This is a genomic window from Streptomyces sp. NPDC001604, assembly GCF_042893475.1.
Lineage (GTDB): Bacteria > Actinomycetota > Actinomycetes > Streptomycetales > Streptomycetaceae > Streptomyces.
The window spans coordinates 179,533-194,028 of record NZ_JBIAUY010000005.1; the positions used below are offsets into that span (position 1 = coordinate 179,533).

Genomic DNA, 14,496 nt, shown 5'->3' on the forward strand with positions numbered 1-14,496 from the left:
AAGGGCGCCCGGTGGTCACCGGGCGCCCTTCGCTTTGGGCCGCTGCTACTGAGCGTTGGGGTTGAGCGGGTCTGCCGGGTTGGTCGGCGTCTGCGTCGGCGTCTGCGTGGGGGTTTGCGTCGGCGTCTGCGTGGGGGTCTGGGTCGGCGTCTGCGTGGGGGTCTGCGTCGGCGTCTGGGTCGGCTTCTTGGTCGTCGCCGACGGGCTGGGCGTCCGGCTCGGGGACGCCGTGGGCGACGGCGTCCAGGTCGGCTGGACCGCGGCGCCCTGCGTGGTGTCCAGGTCGAACTTGAGGCCCGTTGCGGAGACGTCGAAGGTGTACGCCGCCCAGATCTCCGCCGGGAAGGTGCCACCGTTGACGCGGGGCAGTCCGCCCGCGTGGTACATCGAGACCTGCGCGCCGCTCTTGGACTCGCCGAACAGGCCCACCGAGGTGACCAGGTCGGGCGTGTAGCCCGTGAACCAGGCGGAGCGGTTCTCGTCGGACGTACCCGTCTTGCCGGCGACCTTGCGGTCGTCGCGGTTGGGGTTGGCCTCGACCGACTTCTGGGCCGTACCGTCGTTGACCACGCCGGTCAGCACCGAGGTGACCGTGTCGGCGGCCTCGCGGCTGATGACCGAGTCGCCGATCGGGTTCGGCAGGGTGACCGAATGCCTGCTGTTCTCCACGGACTTGATGATGCTCGGGGTGACCTGCTTGCCGTGGTTGTCGAGGGTCGCGTAGACGCCGGCCATCTGCAGCGGGCTCGCGCCCATGGTGCCGAGGGTCTGCGCGGGCACCGGATCGAGGCCAGCCGTGTCCATGCCGAGCTGGCTCGCGACCTTGAGCACCTTTTTCATGCCGACGTCGGCGCCCATCTGCGCGAAGACGGAGTTCACGGACTGGTTCATCGCCGTCTGGACGGTTATAGGGCCGTAGCTCCTGTGGTCCTCGTTCTCGGGGGCGAAGCCGACCTTGTTGCCGTTGCTGTCCACGACCTGGCGCTTGTTGGTGCCGTCGTAGATCGTGTTCGCGCCGATGGCCTGACCGCTCTGTGTCTGGGCGGCCTCGTCCAGGGCGGCGGCGAGGATCACCGGCTTGAACGTCGACGCGGGCTGGTAGTCCGTGCGGGTCGCGTTGTTGCGGTAGTGCTTGTAGTAGTCCTGCCCGCCGTACATCGCGACGACCGCGCCCGTCTTCGGGTTCACGGAGACGGCACCGGCCTGGACCTCCCCGTCGACCGTGCGCTTCTTCGGGTCGAGCTTGCTGGTCAGCTGTGATTTGGCGGCCTTCTCCAGCGCCGCCTGCTTCTTCTTGTCGATGTTGAGCGTGATGGTCCAGCCGCCGGCCTTGACCACGTTCATGGCGTCGTTGAAGTTGTCGGCCGTGCCCTGGGTCACCAGCCGCTTGGCCAGCTGGGCGTTGGCCGCGTCCACCAGGTAGCCGGTCTGGCCGCCCATGCCGGGCGCGGCCTTGGGGGCCTTGGGGGTCGGGAACTTCATCTGCTCGCGCTTGGACTTGTCCAGCCAGTTCTTCTCGACCATGTTGTCGAGGACATAGTTCCAGCGGGCCTGCACCAGCTTCTTGCCGGTGGGGGTCGCGATCGCCCAGTCGTACTGGTTCGGTGCCTGGAGGAGCGCGGCGAGGTAGGCGCCCTGCTGGACATTGAGCTTCTGGGCGTCGACGTGGTAGTAGGCCTGGGCCGCGGCCTGGATGCCGTACGCGCCGCGGCCGTAGTAGCTGGTGTTGATGTAGCCGGCGAGGATGAAGTCCTTGGTTTTCGTCCGGTCCAGCTTCAGCGAGATGACCAGTTCCTTCAGCTTGCGCGAGATGGTCTGGTTCTGCGTCAGGTAGTAGTTCTTGACGTACTGCTGGGTGATCGTCGAACCGCCCTGTGCGCCCTTGCCGGAGAGCGTGTTGAGGATGCCTCGCGCGGTGCCCTTGAGGTCGACGCCGTTGTCCTCGTAGAAGGTCTTGTTCTCGGCGGCGACGAAGGTGTGCTGGACGGCCTTGGGCACCTTGGACAGATCGACGATCTCACGGTTCTTCTGGCCGTCGCGCGTCAGCAGCGAGCCGTCGCTGTACTTGTAGACGTTGCTCTGCAGCGTCGCGTCGGGGTTGCCGCCGTCGGGGACTTTGATCATCATGTACAGCGCGACGAAGGCGCCCATGCCGAGCAGGCAGAGCACGAAGAAGGTCCCGACGATCTTCTTCCAGGTGAAGAGCCGGCGTATGAAGCTCTTGCCCTCCTTGCCGTTGCCCTTGCCCGCCTTGCCGCGGCCCGCCTTGCCCTTGGCGGCCTTGCGCGCCGCGGCACGGCCGCCTATGACGGTGGGCTCCGGCCCGGAGAGGTCCGCCGGTCCTGCCGTACCGGACGAGCGCGTCGGGGGCGCCGCGCGGCGGCCACCACGCTGTCGCGCTCGTCTCTCTTCCGCTCGTCCCATGGGTCCGTTCCGCTCCGCTTCGGTCATGTGTGCTCATCTGCCACACAGGTTCGCCAGCACAGGTCAGCTCAGAAAGCTAACACCGGGAGATGTGACAAAGGTCGGTGGATCCGCTCTTTTGCGGACGTGACAATCAGCACCCGCCCCGATGGAACCGACGACCGAGAGGGGTTCAGGGTTGCTTCTGAGGGGTAAAGTGATATCACTTAGATAGGCTCACGCTTTCGCTTGAAAGCATGCCAACCAGACCGCACCACGCCAACGGGGGACCACCCATGCCCATACACGACAACGCTCCCGACACCGACATACCGGAGATGCCCGCGCCCCGCGTCCGCGAGTTCACCGCGCACAGCATCGGCGGCGCGCTCGCGCTGCTGCTCGGGTTGCTCGGACTCCTGGTCGCCGGCGTTCTGTTCGCGGCCGCGCAGGCAAATCCGGCCTTCGCGGCCGGCGGTGTCGTCGTCCTCGTCGCGGCGCTGATCTCGCTGCGCGGCCTCAACACCGTGGCGCCGGGCGAGGCGCGGGTCGTCCAGCTCTTCGGGCGCTACCGGGGGACGATCCGGCAGGACGGCCTGCGCTGGGTGAACCCCTTCACCTCGCGCACGAAGATCTCCACCCGGGTGCGCAACCACGAGACCGCCGTCCTCAAGGTCAACGACGCCTACGGCAACCCCATCGAGCTCGCCGCGGTCGTGGTCTGGAAGGTGCGCGACACCGCGCAGGCCACCTTCGAGGTGGACAACTACCTGGAGTTCGTCGCCACGCAGACCGAGGCGGCCGTACGCCACATCGCCATCGAGTACCCCTACGACGCCCACGACGAGGGCGGGCTTTCGCTGCGCGGCAACGCGGAGGAGATCACCGAGAAGCTGGCCGCAGAGCTGCACGCGCGCGTGGAGGCGGCCGGGGTGCAGATCATCGAGTCGCGCTTCACACATCTCGCGTACGCTCCCGAGATCGCCTCGGCGATGCTTCAGCGGCAGCAGGCCGGGGCGGTCGTCGCGGCCCGGCGGCAGATCGTGGACGGAGCGGTGGGGATGGTCGAGGCCGCGCTCGCCCGGATCGCCGAGCAGGACATCGTGGAACTGGACGAGGAGCGGAAGGCGGCGATGGTGTCCAACCTGATGGTGGTGCTCTGCGGGGACCGCGCCCCGCAGCCCGTGCTCAACACCGGGACCCTCTACCAGTGACGGATCCTTCCGAGGGGGCCTCGCCCCGGCGCCGGCCGCAGCAGCGCAAGCAGGTGCTGCTGCGGCTGGACCCGTCCGTCTACGAGGCGCTGGCCCGGTGGGCCGGCGACGAACTGCGTTCCGCGAACGCCCAGATCGAGTTCTTGTTGCGGCGTGCTCTCGCGGAGGCCGGGAGGTTGCCCGGGGAGGCGGGGCCGATTCCCCGTCGTGGGCGGCCGCCCGGGGGCTCGGCCCCCAGGCCCCCGTCGGCCTGAACGCGCCTCGTCCTCGAACGCCGGACGGGCTTGTTGCAGAACCATGACAATCGGCTCCCACCTGCGGAGCTGTGAGCCGGCTGTACACCGCGCCATGATCTAAACACCGGGCGTATACGCAAGGCGTATACACCATGTGTAGAGTCGTGGACATGTCCATCGGTCACACTCTTCTGGGACTCCTGGAGTCCGGGCCCCGCCACGGCTATGACCTGAAGCGGGCCTTCGACGAGAAGTTCGGTCACGACCGGCCGCTGCACTACGGCCAGGTCTACTCGACGATGTCCCGCCTGCTGAAGAACGGGCTCGTCGAGGTCGACGGCATCGAGGCGGGCGGCGGGCCCGAGCGCAAGCGGTACGCGATCACCGACGCCGGGATCACCGACGTGGAGCGCTGGCTCGCGACGCCGGAGGCGCCCGAGCCGTATCTGCAGTCCACGCTGTACACCAAGGTCGTCCTCGCCCTGCTCACCCACCGCAACGCGGCCGACATCCTCGACACACAGCGCTCCGAGCACCTGCGGATGATGCGCATCCTCACCGACCGGAAGCGCAAGGGCGACCTGGCCGACCAGCTCATCTGCGACCACGCCCTGTTCCATCTGGAGGCCGACCTGCGCTGGCTGGAGCTCACCGCCGCGCGCCTCGACAAGCTCGCGGAGGTGGTGGCCAAGTGACTCCCGCAGGTTCCCTGCTCGTCGCCGACGGGCTGCGCAAGTCGTACGGGCCGACCACCGCGCTCGACGGCGCCGAGTTCTCCATCCACCCCGGTGAGGTCGTCGCCGTGATGGGCCCCTCCGGGTCCGGCAAGTCGACGCTCCTGCACTGTCTCGCGGGGATCGTGACGCCCGACTCCGGGTCGATCCTGTACGCCGGGCGCGAGATGGCGACCATGAGCGATGCGGAGCGCAGTGCGCTCAGGCGCTCCGAGTTCGGGTTCGTCTTCCAGTTCGGCCAGCTCGTACCGGAGTTGACCTGCGTCGAGAACGTCGCCCTGCCGCTCAGGCTCAACGGCACCTCCCGCAAGGAGGCCGAGCGGACCGCGCTGACGTGGATGGAGCGGCTGGAGGTCGACGACCTCGCGAAGAAGCGGCCCGGTGAGGTCTCCGGCGGTCAGGGGCAGCGCGTCGCCGTCGCCCGGGCGCTGGTCACCAGCCCCCGGGTGCTGTTCGCGGACGAGCCCACCGGCGCGCTCGACTCGCTCAACGGTGAGCGCGTGATGGATCTGCTCACGGACGCCGCCCGGTCCACCAACGCCGCCGTCGTCCTCGTCACGCACGAGGCCCGGGTGGCCGCGTACTCGGACCGCGAGATCGTCGTACGGGACGGCAAGTCCAGGGACATGGAGCGCATCGTATGAAGGTGCGGGGGCAGTGGGCCAGGGACCTGGCCATGGGGGTGCGGTTCGCCTTCGCCGGTGGGCGTGAGGGGTGGACGCGGGCCGTGCTGACGGCCGTGGGCGTCGGGCTCGGAGTGGCGTTGCTGCTGCTGACCACGGCGATACCCAGCGCCCTGTCCGCGCGGGACGAGCGCAGCACCGCCCGGGACGACTTCACGTACAGCGAGAAGGCGCTGCCGAAGAAGGACGACACGCTGATCATCGGCAAGGCCGACACCACCTTCCGCGGTACGGACGTGCGGGGTCGGCTGCTGGAGCCCGAGGGCGTGAAGGCGCCGTTGCCGCCGGGCGTCGCGAAGTTCCCCGGAAAGGGCGAGATGGTCGTCTCGCCCGCGCTGCGGGAGCTGCTGAAGTCCGGTTCCGGCAAGCTGCTGCGCGAGCGGCTGCCCTATCGCGTCGTCGGGACGATCGCGCACTCCGGGGTCATCGGGCCCGCCGAACTCGCCTACTACGCGGGGGCGACCGGGCTGGAGCACCATCTGTCGGGCGGCTCCGTCGAGCGGATCAACTACTTCGGGCCCTCCCCCGGGCACCAGCAGGACGAGCTCGACCCGGTCCTGCTCCTCCTCATCATGATCATCTTCGTGGTGCTGCTGCTGCCCGTCGGCGTGTTCATCGCTGCCGCCGTCCGCTTCGGCGGCGAGCGGCGCGACCGCCGGCTGGCGGCGCTCAGGCTGGTCGGGGCGGACGGCGGGATGGCGCGCCGGGTCGCGGGCGGCGAGGCGCTCGCGGGGGCGCTGCTCGGGCTCGCCCTCGGCACCCTCTTCTTCCTGGCCGGGCGGCAGTCGGCGGGGCTGCTGGTGGTGCGGGACATCAGCGTGTTCCCCAGCGACCTCAACCCGTCGCCCCTGCTCGTCGCGCTCGTCGCCGTCGCCGTACCGGCCGCGGCCGTCCTGGTCACGTTGTTCGCGCTGCGCGGGGTCGTCATCGAACCGCTCGGCGTGGTCCGTACGGCGAAGCCGCCGCGCCGCCGGCTGTGGTGGCGACTGCTGCTGCCGCTGGGCGGTCTCGCGCTGCTGTACCCGATGGTCGGGCAGGGCAACACCCACGGCGACTTCAACGAGTGGATGGTGATCAGCGGCACCGTGCTGCTGCTGATCGGTGTCACCGCGCTGTTGCCGTGGATCGTCGAGGCCACGGTGGCCCGGCTGAACTCCGGCTCGGTCTCCTGGCAACTGGCCGTCCGCAGGCTGCAGTTGAGCAGCGGTTCGGCCGCCCGCATGGTCAACGGCATCGCCGTCGCGGTGGCCGGGGCGATCGCGCTGCAGATGCTGTTCGCGGGCGTTCAGCACGACTACGTCAAGGCCACCGACAGCGATCTGCGCCGGGCCCAGCTCCAGGTCAGTGTGCAGGGCAGTGTCACCCCGGACCAGGTCCGCCGGCAGCTCGCGCACACGAAGGGCGTACGCAGTGCGCTGGGCCTGGCCACGGGCTCGGCCGGGAACAAGGCGAAGGACCCGGAGCACTCGACGGAGGTCGCCGTCGGCAGCTGCAGGGAACTGCGCGAGGTGGCGCAGCTTCCGTCCTGCCGGGAAGGCGACGTCTTCCAGATCCTCGGCACCGGGTACGACGACGACACCAAGAAGCTCGCCAAGCCGGGCACCACCCTCTGGTTCGACGGCGGGACCGAGACCCGCACCGCGGCCTGGAAGGTGCCCGCCGGAATCAAGACGGCCTCCCAGCGCGAGGACCCGACCGGCTACGAGCGCGGCGGCCTGTTGTTCGCCTCGGGCGCGCTGCCCGCGGCGACGGTGGCCGGCCTGAGCCAGGAGGTGTTCGTCGCGCTGGATCCCTCGGTGCCGGACGCCCGCGAGTACGCGCGCAACACCGCCGCGCGGCTGGATCCGCTGGCGGACGTGTACGCCCTGACGTCCGGCAAGGTGGACCTGCAGTTCCGCGCCATCCGCAACGGCCTGTTCGTGGGCGCGACCTGCGTCCTGATGCTGATCGGCGCGAGTCTGCTGGTCTCCCAGCTGGAGCAGCTGCGGGAGCGCAAGAAGCTGCTGTCCTCGCTGGTCGCCTTCGGCACCCGGCGCCGCACGCTGAGCCTGTCGGTGCTGTGGCAGACGGCCATCCCGATCGCGCTGGGCCTGCTGCTGGCGTCGGTGGTCGGGCTGACGCTGGGCGCGGTGCTGCTGCGGATGACCGGCGAGACGGTGACCGTGGACTGGGCGAGCGTGCTGTCGATGACGGCCATCGGCGCGGGTGTCGTACTCACCGTGACCCTGCTCAGCCTGCCCCCGCTGCTGCGGCTGATGCGCCCGGACGGGCTGCGCACCGAGTAGCCGGCCCAGGGCCCCTCCCCGACACGGGGAGGGGCCCTGTCCGTTCACAGGCCGTACTCCCGCACCACCCGCCGTACCTGCGCGAACAGCATCCCCACATTGACCGACTTGCGGCAGACGACGACGGCGACGACGTCCTGCTGCTCGTTCATGCGCACGAACAGGTGTGTGAGGTTCTCACTGTTGACCAGGATCTCCTGGAAGAAGTGGTTGTCGCTCTGGATCCCGCGGCGCTCCTTGAAAACGTCCTCGATCATCACGACCGTGCGCCCCTGGAACAGGTCGAGGGTCGCGCCGGCCAGCAGGTCGAGGACCTCCGGCGGGTGGTTGTCGACGGTCTCGTACGACAGCAGCATGCCGGTGGACATGTCGACGACGCCCGAGGCGACACAGTCGGGGGCGTCGGTACGGAGGGACTTGACCAGGCCCATCACCTGGTCGGAGAAACCTGGGGTCATACGCTTCGTCGCCATCCCTTCAGACTCCTTCAGCTGTCTTGTTCTGGTGCGTGAGGATCGAGCCGATGCGGTCCAGGGCGGGCTGAGTCACCCGGTGCAGACGGTCGACGTCCAGGCCCTCGTCGCCCAGCACGACCATCAGGGCAGTGTCACCGACGGCGTAGAAGGCCGCGCAGCCGTGACTGCCGTACGTCACGGTCCGGCGCAGCGTGCCGCGGGCGGTCGCCTGGGCGGTGCGGCGGGCGAGGCCGAGGCCGGCCGCGGCGAGGGCGGCGAGACCTTCCGGATCGATGGAGTCGGCGGTGTCGGCGGCGATCAGCAGTCCGTCGGCCGCCGCGACGGCGGTGTCGGTGATCCCGGTCACCTGCTCCCGGAGGCCGCGCATTTCGAGCGCCAGAGCTTCGTGATCCATATGTTCAACTCCCCTATTTCTCTTCGCATTTCTGGTGTTTCGCGGCTGTTCGGCAGATTCATTTGGGTGTTCCGTTCCGCAGGCGGAAGAAGCCGCCCGGTCTGCGCCGGGGCAGGTCGACGGGTGTCGGCGGTTGCGGCGGGGGTGGTGCGGGCGGCGGCGGGGTGCGATGGCGAATGCCGTCGGGGGGTGCGAGCACCGGGATGGGCGCGGGCGCGGCGGGGCACTCCAGCAGCCCCTCGCCGAGCATCCGCGCGACCTCGACGGTGACGGTGTAGACGCCCCGCCCGGCACGGAAGGCCAGGTCGCGGGCGGTACGGCGGCCGTCGGCATGCTCCAGCAGCGCGCGTTGCAGCGCGGTGTGCGGGCCGCCGCCGGAGTGCGGGGCGGGGACGGGCCGTTCGCGGTCGGGGTGGACGGGCCGGGGCAGGGCCGCGAGGGCGGCGAGTTTGCGGGCCGCGTCCTGAAGGAGCCGGGCGGGCGGCTCGCCCACGGCGACCGGAGCGGGCGGTTCGATGCCGTCCGGGGCGCGCTCGCAGCCGTCGACGCGGCCCGCGAGGATCGCGAACGCCGCGTCCTGCAGCGCCATCACGCACACCACCCTGAGCTGGGCGGCACCGGCGTACCCGTGGGCGATCAGGCCGGCGGCCGGCCAGCGTGCGCCCCCGGCCTCCCGGACCAGCGCGGCCCACTGCTCGCCGTCGACCCGCCCGGACCGCAGCAGCAGCGTCTCGGGGCCCGGCGCCCCGGGCGACTCGGCGGCGACGACGAGCCCGTCCCGGAGGTGCAGGGCGCCGCCGGGTGCCCCGGACACGCGCAGGACACCGGTCCACCCGTCGCGCCCACAGGCGGCGAGGGCCCGCGTCAACAGGTCGTAGCCCGACATCACGCGGGAAGGTGTATCAGTCCGAACGCATATTCCGGGTGCAGGTTTCCGACCTGTCTCCAGGTGGCGGAAGTTGAACCGTGGGCTCGTTCAAATCGCTTTGTTCGGTGCGCATTTGATCGAGCGGGGGGCTCGTTTCAGGCGCCGTCGGATGTCAGGCGCCGGCGTCTTCGGCGACGTCGACGGGGGCTGCGCCCCCGGACCCCGCTCCGGCCTGAACGGCCTTGTCCTCAATCGCCGGACGGGCTGGTGGTTGCTGATCGGCGGGGAGAAGTCCGGCCGAGTACGCCCTCAGGTACCCCACCGCCGTGTTCGTCACCGCCACCAGCGGTACGGCGACCACCGCGCCGCCGATTCCGGCGACCATGCCGCCCGCCGCGACCGACAGGACCACCGCGAGGGGGTGGACGCGTACCGCTCGGCCAAGGATGAAGGGCTGCAGGATGTGGCCCTCGATCTGCTGGACCGCGAGGACCACCAGAAGCGTCATCACGGCCGTGAACACGCCCTGGGTGACCAGTGCGACGACCACCGCCAGCGCGCCGGAGGCCACCGCGCCGACCAGCGGGATGAAGGAGAACAGGAAGATGAACACGGCCAGCGGGACGGCCATGGGGACGTTGAGGAAGTAGATGCCCAGGCCGATGAAGATGGCATCGATCAGGGCCACCAGCACCGTGCCGCGCACATAGGCGGTCAGCGTGCGCCAGGCCCGCGGGCCGGCGCCCGCGACACCGGGGCGGGCCGCCGCCGGCACCAGCTTCAGCGTCCACTCCCAGATGCGCCTGCCGTCGTAGAGGAGGAAGAGGGTCGAGAAGAAGGTCAGCAGGATGCCGGTGAGGGCCTCGACGACGACCTGGACGCCTTCCAGGCCCGCGGAGGTGATCTGGTCGGTGTTCGCGCCGACCGCCTCCCGCAGGTTCTTGGCGATCTGGTTGATCTGCTTGTCGGTGACGTGGAAGGGGCTCTTCAGCAGCCAGTTGCGCAGGTCGTCGATGCCGCTCTGGATCTGGTTGGAGAGGTTGTCGATGTTCTCCATGACCTGCCAGGTCACGAACCAGCCGATCAGCCCCATGACGACGAAGCCGAGGATCGCGGTGAGCGCGGTGGCGGGACCGCGCGGCACCCCGTGGCGCTTGAGGCGGGCCACCGTCGGCTGCAGCAGCGCCGTGATGAGCAGGGCGACGACGAAGGCGAAGACGACGAGTTGCACGGCGCTGATGACCCGCATCAGCACCCAGACCGTGCCCGCGAGCACCAGCAGCCGCCAGCCGGCCTCGGCCGCGACGCGCACGCTCCACGGCACGGCCTGCACGGGGTCGGGGCGTACGACGGGCGCGGGCGGCGCCTCGGCGGTGTGGTCCGCAGGCGGCGTCGCCGTCCTGCGTGGCGAAGGCGTCGGGTCGTCCGACTCCCGCTCCACCTCGGCGCGACGCTCGTCCAACCGCTCACTCACCTCGGTCAGACCGGCACCGATACGGCCGAGCCACCCTGGCACTCGCGACATGATCCGTCCTCTTCCCCCGTCTCTCCCCACCACTCCCCCCGGAGTCGTCGCGTCCGACCGTACATTGCGAAAGCCCCTCCCCTAAGGACGGGGAGGGGCTACGCAAGGTTGAGAGGGGCGCGGAGAACTGCGGAGCGCCTAGTACCAGTGGTTGGCGGCCCAGAAGGACTGCGCCGCGCACGGGCTGCCGTAGCGGTTGTTCATGTAGTTCAGGCCCCACTTGATCTGCGTGGCCGGGTTGGTCTGCCAGTCGGAGCCGGCCGAGGAGTACTTCGAGGCGGGCAGCGCCTGGAAGAGGCCGTAGGCGCCGGAGGAGGCGTTGACCGCGTGGTAGTTCCAGCTGGACTCGTGGTCCACGATGTAGCTGAAGCACTGGAACTGGCCGCTCGGCACCATCTGCCGTGCCATCGCCTGGATCTCGGCGACCGAGTACGAGCTCTGGATCGGGAAGTCACCGGCGCTGCGGCTGGCCTTCTCCTTGGCCTCGGCGCGCTCCTTGGCCTCCTTGGCAGCCTTCTCCGCCGCCGCCTTCTTGGCGATCGCGGTGTCGGCGGCAGCCTTGCGGGCGGCCTCCTCGGCGTCCTTCTTGGCGCTCGCGTCGGCCTGGATGGCCTGGGCGTCGGCCTGCTGCGTCAGGGAGGCGGTCTGGACCTGGGCCTGCTGGCCCGCGGGTATGTCCGCCAGGAGCGTCGCGTCGCTTGCCGTCGCCTCGGCGTCGTTGGTCTGGGCGGTGCTGCCCGAGGCAACTCCGACAACGCTTCCGACGGCGGTGACCGCGGTGGCCGAGGCCACTGCGAATCCCCGGACCGAAATCCGGCTCACACGGTTTCCTTCCAGCATCGCCCGCTTCGGTGACCCTGGCGGACGCAATCGTGCCCCTGACGCTGGCCTCCCAACTAATGGGTCACGGGAGGCGCGGGCCCGGTGGGCAACTCCCGCGAGGGGAGCGCCGCGTGGTGCTCGGGCGGCATACGACGACGCTGTGGAGTTAGCTGTGGTGCTCGTGTGGTGCCGTACCGCTGGGGGTACAGGTGTGTCGTATGCGGGGCCTGACAGGAGTGAGACTCTGCCGTAACCGGACGCCGGGTGGCAATTCTGAGTTGCGTGTGAAAGCTCACATCCCGTTTGACCCCAGGGATTTTGAGAAGCAGCAACACGCGAAGGCGCCGCCCCACTAGGCTCACAGCCTTTGTGGGACGGCGCCAACTGGCCTTGAACTACCTCACACTTGGCGGCCCGTCTCAGATCTGCCCGTCTTCGAGCATTTCGGTCACAAGCGCCGCGATCTGGGACCTCTCGGACCGGGTCAGCGTCACATGCGCGAAGAGCGGATGCCCCTTCAGCTTCTCGACCACGGCGACGACACCGTCGTAGCGGCCGACGCGCAGATTGTCCCTCTGTGCCACGTCATGGGTGAGAACCACCCGTGAATTGGCGCCGATTCGGGACAGAACGGTCAGCAGTACGTTCCGTTCCAGTGACTGCGCCTCGTCCACGATCACGAACGCGTCGTGCAGCGAGCGTCCGCGGATGTGGGTGAGCGGAAGGACCTCCAGCATTCCGCGTGCGGTGACCTCCTCGATGACCTCGCGGCTGGTGACCGCGGACAGCGTGTCGAAGACCGCCTGCGCCCAGGGGCTCATCTTCTCGGCCTCGGAGCCGGGGAGATAGCCGAGTTCCTGCCCGCCGACCGCGTACAGCGGCCGGAAGACCATCACCTTCTGGTGCTGGCGCCGCTCCAGCACCGCCTCCAGTCCCGCGCACAGCGCGAGCGCCGACTTGCCCGTGCCGGCCCGGCCGCCCATGGACACGATCCCGACGTCCGGGTCGAGGAGCAGATCGAGCGCGATCCGCTGCTCCGCGCTCCTGCCCTTGATGCCGAAGGCCTCCCGGTCGCCGCGCACCAGACGGATGTTGCCCTCGGCGGTGACCCGGCCGAGCGCCTTGCCGCGCTCCGACTGGATGGTCAGCCCCGTGTGCACGGGAAGGTCGGACGCTTCGGGCACATACACGTGCCCTTCCTCGAAGAGGAGGTCCACCTGCTCGCCGGGCAGGGTCAGTTCGGACATACCGGTCCAGCCGGAGGAGTCCGTGATGGCGAGTTCCGCGCGGTACTCCTCGGCGAGGAGACCGACGGACGAGGCCTTGATCCTGAGCGGCAGGTCCTTCGACACGACGGTGACGTCGAACCCCTCGGCCTGCAGATTGCGGGCGACCGCGAGGATGCGGGAGTCGTTGTCCCCCAGGCGGTAGCCGGTCGGCAGCACGCTGGGGTCCGAGTGATTGAGCTCGACACGTACGGTGCCGCCGAGGTCCCCGATCGGGATGGGGGCATCGAGGCGGCCGTGCCGCACCCGGAACTCGTCCAGCAGCCTGAGGGCCTGCCGGGCGAAGTAGCCGAGCTCGGGATGGTGCCGCTTGGCCTCCAGCTCCGTGACCACGACGATGGGGAGCACTACCTCGTGCTCGTCGAAGCGGCTCAGGGCGTTCGGGTCGGCCAGCAGGACGCTGGTGTCGAGAACATAGGTGCGCCGGTCTGGCTTGTGGCGCTTTGTGCTGGTCACCACGGAAGGACGTACCCCCTCGGATGAGGTCGGGGAGCGACGGAGTGGAGCTGGGCCGGTCGACGGCCGCGATGCACGGGCCGAAAACCGGCCCTCCGCCTGTTCTTCCGTGCTGGAACCGCACGGTCGGGCTGGTGCAAAGGGCCTCCCGGGCGGACGGCCCCGTGCCGCCCGCTGAGATCCGACACCCGTGGTTCGGGCATCGACCTGACTGGCTTATGCCCTCGAACATGCGTCACCATGCCGACGCATATGACGGCACCCTGGTGAACTCCTTGTTACGGATGCCCCAAATCGGGGTACTCGCGCGCCCTTCGGAGGGGTACGGCGCGTCAGCCGCCGTAACGCCGGTGTCGCGCCGCGTAGTCACGCAGGGCGCGCAGGAAGTCGACCTTGCGGAAGGCCGGCCAGAAGACCTCGCAGAAGTAGTACTCCGAGTGCGCGGTCTGCCAGAGCATGAATCCGGACAACCTCTGCTCACCGCTGGTACGGATCACCAGGTCGGGGTCGGGCTGGGCGCCGGTGTAGAGGTGGCGGCCGATCATGTCGACGTCGACGGCCTCGGCGAGGTCCTCCATCGAGGTGCCCTTTTCCTGGGCGTCGAGGAGCATGGAACGCACCGCGTCGGCGATCTCCTGGCGGCCGCCGTATCCGATGGCGACGTTGACCAGTATCCCGTCGATGCCGGCGGTGGCCTCCTCGGCCTCCTTCAGGGTGGTCTGCATCTGCGGCGGGAGCAGGTCGGGGGTGCCGACGTGGTGCACCCGCCAGCGGCCGTCGGCGGCGAGGGTCTTCACGACGTCCTCGATGATCCCGAGGAGCGGGCCGAGTTCTTCCTGGGGCCGGTCGAAGTTGTCCGTCGACAGCAGCCAGAGGGTGACGACCTCGACGTCCGTCTCGCTGCACCAGCCGAGGAACTCCTCGATCTTCTCGGCACCGGCCCGGTGGCCGTGCTCGGTGGAGGAGCCCGCGGCCTTCGCCCAGCGTCGGTTGCCGTCCATGATGACGCCGATGTGCTTGGGCACCTGAGCGTGGTCCAGGTGGCCTTCCACCCGGCGTGCGTACAGCCTGACCAGCAGGCCGCGCAGCTTGTCGCGCAGGTTCACGTGATTGT

At 69.5% G+C, this 14,496-nt stretch carries 13 protein-coding genes; 5 read left to right on the plus strand and 8 right to left on the minus strand.

The window, feature by feature from the left end:
- Positions 1-45: 45 nt before the first annotated feature.
- The gene (locus tag ACFY1E_RS16760; protein ID WP_389076331.1) at positions 46-2,424 is read right to left on the minus strand and encodes a transglycosylase domain-containing protein; all 2,379 of its coding nucleotides are present in this window, start codon (positions 2,422-2,424) and stop codon (positions 46-48) included.
- Between the two features lie 275 nt (positions 2,425-2,699).
- Between ACFY1E_RS16760 and ACFY1E_RS16765 the strand changes: the two genes are divergently transcribed.
- The 5 genes from ACFY1E_RS16765 to ACFY1E_RS16785 all read left to right on the plus strand — a co-directional run bounded on the left by ACFY1E_RS16765 (position 2,700) and on the right by ACFY1E_RS16785 (position 7,555).
- Positions 2,700-3,617 (plus strand): SPFH domain-containing protein, encoded by a 918-nt coding sequence (locus ACFY1E_RS16765; protein WP_389076333.1) that lies wholly within the window; start codon positions 2,700-2,702, stop codon positions 3,615-3,617.
- The gene (locus ACFY1E_RS16770; protein ID WP_078912344.1) at positions 3,614-3,871 is read left to right on the plus strand and encodes a hypothetical protein; all 258 of its coding nucleotides are present in this window, start codon (positions 3,614-3,616) and stop codon (positions 3,869-3,871) included. The genes ACFY1E_RS16765 and ACFY1E_RS16770 overlap by 4 nt, the downstream gene beginning before the upstream one ends.
- Before the next feature lie 152 nt (positions 3,872-4,023).
- Positions 4,024-4,548: a PadR family transcriptional regulator gene (locus tag ACFY1E_RS16775; RefSeq protein ID WP_365836432.1), complete on the plus strand. Its 525-nt coding sequence runs from the start codon at positions 4,024-4,026 to the stop codon at positions 4,546-4,548.
- Complete coding sequence (locus ACFY1E_RS16780; RefSeq protein ID WP_389076336.1) at positions 4,545-5,231, plus strand: ABC transporter ATP-binding protein; 687 nt, start codon at positions 4,545-4,547, stop codon at positions 5,229-5,231. The genes ACFY1E_RS16775 and ACFY1E_RS16780 overlap by 4 nt, the downstream gene beginning before the upstream one ends.
- On the plus strand, positions 5,228-7,555 hold the full coding sequence (locus ACFY1E_RS16785) for an ABC transporter permease (RefSeq protein WP_389076338.1): 2,328 nt from the start codon (positions 5,228-5,230) through the stop codon (positions 7,553-7,555). The genes ACFY1E_RS16780 and ACFY1E_RS16785 overlap by 4 nt, the downstream gene beginning before the upstream one ends.
- Positions 7,556-7,599: 44 nt before the next feature.
- On the opposite strand, the gene ACFY1E_RS16790 is transcribed toward ACFY1E_RS16785, so the two are convergent.
- The 7 genes from ACFY1E_RS16790 to ACFY1E_RS16820 all read right to left on the minus strand — a co-directional run bounded on the left by ACFY1E_RS16790 (position 7,600) and on the right by ACFY1E_RS16820 (position 14,488).
- Complete coding sequence (locus tag ACFY1E_RS16790; protein ID WP_351462188.1) at positions 7,600-8,028, minus strand: hypothetical protein; 429 nt, start codon at positions 8,026-8,028, stop codon at positions 7,600-7,602.
- A gap of 4 nt (positions 8,029-8,032) precedes the next feature.
- Positions 8,033-8,425 carry a roadblock/LC7 domain-containing protein gene (locus ACFY1E_RS16795; protein WP_389076340.1) on the minus strand — a complete coding sequence of 131 codons (393 nt, stop codon included), beginning with the start codon at positions 8,423-8,425 and terminating at the stop codon, positions 8,033-8,035.
- A gap of 58 nt (positions 8,426-8,483) precedes the next feature.
- Positions 8,484-9,311, minus strand: coding sequence for a MarR family transcriptional regulator (locus ACFY1E_RS16800; protein ID WP_389076342.1), 828 nt, complete (start codon positions 9,309-9,311; stop codon positions 8,484-8,486).
- Positions 9,312-9,465: 154 nt separating this feature from the next.
- On the minus strand, positions 9,466-10,818 hold the full coding sequence (locus ACFY1E_RS16805) for an AI-2E family transporter (protein ID WP_389076345.1): 1,353 nt from the start codon (positions 10,816-10,818) through the stop codon (positions 9,466-9,468).
- 138 nt (positions 10,819-10,956) lie between these two features.
- The gene (locus ACFY1E_RS16810; RefSeq protein ID WP_389076348.1) at positions 10,957-11,640 is read right to left on the minus strand and encodes a transglycosylase SLT domain-containing protein; all 684 of its coding nucleotides are present in this window, start codon (positions 11,638-11,640) and stop codon (positions 10,957-10,959) included.
- Between the two features lie 419 nt (positions 11,641-12,059).
- Positions 12,060-13,385, minus strand: a complete 1,326-nt coding sequence (locus tag ACFY1E_RS16815) for a PhoH family protein (protein WP_389076349.1) — start codon at positions 13,383-13,385, stop codon at positions 12,060-12,062.
- 329 nt (positions 13,386-13,714) lie between these two features.
- On the minus strand, positions 13,715-14,488 hold the full coding sequence (locus ACFY1E_RS16820; RefSeq protein ID WP_389076351.1) for an isoprenyl transferase: 774 nt from the start codon (positions 14,486-14,488) through the stop codon (positions 13,715-13,717).
- Between the last annotated feature and the right edge of the window lie 8 nt (positions 14,489-14,496).

Excerpts from the sequence above, each read along its gene's own strand:
- ACFY1E_RS16760 (WP_389076331.1), bottom strand. The coding sequence starts at position 2,424 with ATGGGACGAGCGGAAGAGAGACGAGCGCGACAGCGTGGTGGCCGCCGC.
- ACFY1E_RS16765 (WP_389076333.1), top strand. The coding sequence starts at position 2,700 with ATGCCCATACACGACAACGCTCCCGACACCGACATACCGGAGATGCCC.
- ACFY1E_RS16775 (WP_365836432.1), top strand. The coding sequence starts at position 4,024 with ATGTCCATCGGTCACACTCTTCTGGGACTCCTGGAGTCCGGGCCCCGC.
- ACFY1E_RS16785 (WP_389076338.1), top strand. The coding sequence starts at position 5,228 with ATGAAGGTGCGGGGGCAGTGGGCCAGGGACCTGGCCATGGGGGTGCGG.
- ACFY1E_RS16790 (WP_351462188.1), bottom strand. The coding sequence starts at position 8,028 with ATGGCGACGAAGCGTATGACCCCAGGTTTCTCCGACCAGGTGATGGGC.
- ACFY1E_RS16795 (WP_389076340.1), bottom strand. The coding sequence starts at position 8,425 with ATGGATCACGAAGCTCTGGCGCTCGAAATGCGCGGCCTCCGGGAGCAG.
- ACFY1E_RS16800 (WP_389076342.1), bottom strand. The coding sequence starts at position 9,311 with ATGTCGGGCTACGACCTGTTGACGCGGGCCCTCGCCGCCTGTGGGCGC.
- ACFY1E_RS16805 (WP_389076345.1), bottom strand. The coding sequence starts at position 10,818 with ATGTCGCGAGTGCCAGGGTGGCTCGGCCGTATCGGTGCCGGTCTGACC.